General features: G+C 73.6%; 3 protein-coding genes. 2 read left to right on the top strand and 1 reads right to left on the bottom strand.

Annotated elements, in window-relative coordinates; translation table 11 throughout:
- The coding region (locus tag AKI01S_RS48465; protein WP_157420764.1) for an alpha,alpha-trehalose-phosphate synthase (UDP-forming) at nucleotides 1-1395 on the top strand (1395 nt) is incomplete at its 5' end.
- A gap of 31 nt (nucleotides 1396-1426) precedes the next feature.
- Here the strand turns inward: AKI01S_RS48465 and AKI01S_RS48460 are convergent.
- Nucleotides 1427-2140, bottom strand: a complete 714-nt coding sequence (locus AKI01S_RS48460; RefSeq protein ID WP_067833882.1) for a nucleotidyl cyclase domain-containing protein — start codon at nucleotides 2138-2140, stop codon at nucleotides 1427-1429.
- 405 nt (nucleotides 2141-2545) lie between these two features.
- Between AKI01S_RS48460 and AKI01S_RS48455 the strand changes: the two genes are divergently transcribed.
- Nucleotides 2546-2948, top strand: a 403-nt coding sequence (locus AKI01S_RS48455) for a hypothetical protein (RefSeq protein ID WP_157420762.1), incomplete at its 3' end; no start/stop codon positions are given.

The following is a 2948-nucleotide window of genomic DNA, read 5'->3' as shown; positions in this document are numbered from 1 at the left end:
CCGGGCGACCCCGGCGCCGGCCGTCCCGTCGCGCCTCCCGCCGCCTCCCCCACCGACTCCCCCACCGCGCCCGCCGCCGCGTCCCCCGAGGTGCTGTGGGTGTGCGCGGCGCTCGGCGACGGCGACCGGCGGGCGGCGCGGCAGGCCCCCGACGGGCGCCTGGACCTGGCCGGGTACGACCTGGGCGGCGCGGCGGTGCGGATGCTGGACATCCCCGCCGACACGTTCCACCGCGCCTACAACGGCATCGCCAACTCGACGCTGTGGTTCGTCCACCACCTGCTCTACGACACCCCCAGCGCGCCGCACTTCGACGCGCGGTTCCGCCGCGAGTGGCAGTCCTACGAGGCCTACAACGCGGCGTTCGCCGACGCGCTCGCCCGCGACGCCGCGCCCGGCGCGAAGGCGGCGATCCAGGACTACCACCTGTCGCTGGCCCCGGCGATGCTGCGCGAGCGCCGCCCCGACCTGAAGATCGTCCACTTCTCGCACACCCCGTGGGCGCCGCCGGAGTACTACCGGCTGCTGCCCGACGACCTCGGCGTGCGGCTGCTGGAGGGCATCCTGGGCGCCGACCACGCCGGGTTCCTGGCCGAACGCTGGGCCGAGGCGTTCCTGGACTGCTGCGAGCGGCTGCTGCCCGGCGCGAAGGTCGACCGGCACGCCCGCACCGTCACGCGCGCCGGCCACGTCACGCGGGTCGGCGTGCACGGGCTGGGCGTGGACGGGCCCGCGCTGCGGCGGCGGGCGGCCGGGCAGGACGTGGACGAACGCGCCGCGGCGCTGCGCGAGCAGGTCGGCGACCGCCGGCTGATCGTCCGGGTGGACCGGACCGAGCTGTCCAAGAACATCGTCCGGGGCCTGGCCGCCTACCGGGAGATGCTGGCCAACCATCCCGAGTGGCGGGGCCGGGTGGTGCACCTGGCGTTCGCCTACCCGTCGCGCACGGACCTGCGGGAGTACCGGGAGTACACCGACGCGGTGCGGCGGATGGCCGACCAGATCACGCAGGAGTTCGGCACGCCCGCCTGGGACCCGCTGATCCTCCAGGTCAACGACGACTATCCGCGTTCGCTGGCGGCGTTCCGGCTGGCGGACGTGCTGCTGGTGAACCCGATCCGCGACGGCATGAACCTGGTCGCCAAGGAGGGCCCGGTCGTGTCGGAGCAGGGCTGCGCGCTGGTCCTGTCGACGGAGGCGGGCGCGGCCTCGGAGCTGGCGGAGAACGCCCAGATGGTGAACCCCTACGACGTGTCGCAGACGGCGGAGGCGCTGCACCGGGCGCTGCTGCTCCCCCGCGACGAACGCGCCGAACGCTGCGCGAGGCTGGCCGAGTCGGCAATGGCGCTGCCGCCCCAGCGCTGGTTCGCCGACCAGCTCGCGGCCCTGGACTGACCCGCCGCGCGGCCGGTCCGGGCCGCGCGGGTCACCGCGGGTCGACGGGGAACCAGACGCGGGCCTTCACCCGGGTCTCCTTGCAGATGACGCGCAGCGGCCGGTAGGCGGCGCGGTTGATGAGCCCGTTGGCCGTGGTGGTGTCGCGGTAGAACTCCTCGGAGACCACGAGCCCGAGGTCGGCGCCGGAACCGGTGAACGCCTCCCGGAACGCGGGCGCCTCCAGCAGCCGGAACAGGTGGACGAGGGGACGCCCGACGAGCCCGTGGGCGTCGCTCTGGATCCGCCCGGCGTGGACCGCCACCCGCATCCGGAGGTGCCCGACGCGGTTGGCGCGGCCGTTGGCGCGGCGCAGCAGCGCGGTGAGGTGGTGCGCCAGCGGGTCCAGGAACGCCGCCGTGGGCGCGTCGGGCGGCGCGATGACCAGCGCGCCGTCGCCGCGGTCCTCGTGCAGGCACTTCCACCAGGGCAGGCCGCTCATCGTGAAGGCGTCCGCCAGCAGCGCGTACATCTTCTCCCGCAGGTGGAGCTGGGCGTCGTCGTCGCGGAAGGCCGCCCCGAAGCCCTCGATGTCCGTCGCGACCAGGGTGGTGTGCAGGGTGCTGGGGATCAGCGGGGGGCGTTCCAGGGCGGCGGCGGAGTAGGGCAGGCGGACGGGCCGCCGGGCCTCGGTGCCGGGCGGGTCGAACGGGTCGAGCCGCCCGGTCGCGTCGTCGCGGATGTCGTCGTCCAGGCCGTCGGCCATGGCTGGTCTCCATCGTTGTCGGTGAAGCGTCGTCAGGGAAACGCCGCCGGGCGTGACGGCCCGGCGGGCGGCACTGCTGGTGCCCTTCCGGTCACACGCGGCGAACGGACTGTTCGAGAGTGGCGTTCACACGGGACACACGCGGGCGTTTTTCGAGAACCGGATCAATCCGGATGTGACTGGACGGTAGGAATTGGCGCGGCGCCCGGGCCGCGACGGACGCCCCGTCCGGCGAAGACATATTGATCATGGACTTGACCGGTGTGTTCACCAGATCCGGGGAGATCGGTGAAGCCGGATGCAACGGGATGTGGCGTAATGCACATACCCCGCCCGGCTCCGATGGGATCATGTCCGCGCAACTCCCGACATTCCCCATCATTTCGAGAACGAATCGGGGCCTGAATGGCCGAAAACGAGCACCCGAGCGCGGTCGTCCAGGGGTTCGTCGACGCGCTCGTCGAGGCCAGGGCGGCGGTCGAGGACCCGTCCTACGCGCGGATGGAGGAGGTGTCCCTCCGCCTGGAGCGGGAGCGCGACCGGCGGGCGGCCGACGCCGAGCCGCTGGTCTCCCTGGTGGCCGAGTCGACGACCAACGACATCCTGCTCGGCAAGCGCGGCTCGTTGCCCAAGTGGCGGTGGACGGTGTCCTACCTGGTCGTGCTGCGCACGATCGCGGTGCAGGACGGGATCGACCCGGACGCCGGCGTGGGCACCCTCGCCGAATGGAAGCAGCGGTACGACGCGGCCCGCGCGGCGTTGCGGCAGGCGTCCGGACCGTCCTCGCCGACGCCTCCGCCCGCCGGGG

This window comes from Actinomadura kijaniata NBRC 14229, assembly GCF_001552175.1.
In the GTDB taxonomy this organism is placed as follows: Bacteria; Actinomycetota; Actinomycetes; order Streptosporangiales; family Streptosporangiaceae; genus Spirillospora; species Spirillospora kijaniata.
This window is presented reverse-complemented; position numbering and strand designations above follow the sequence as displayed.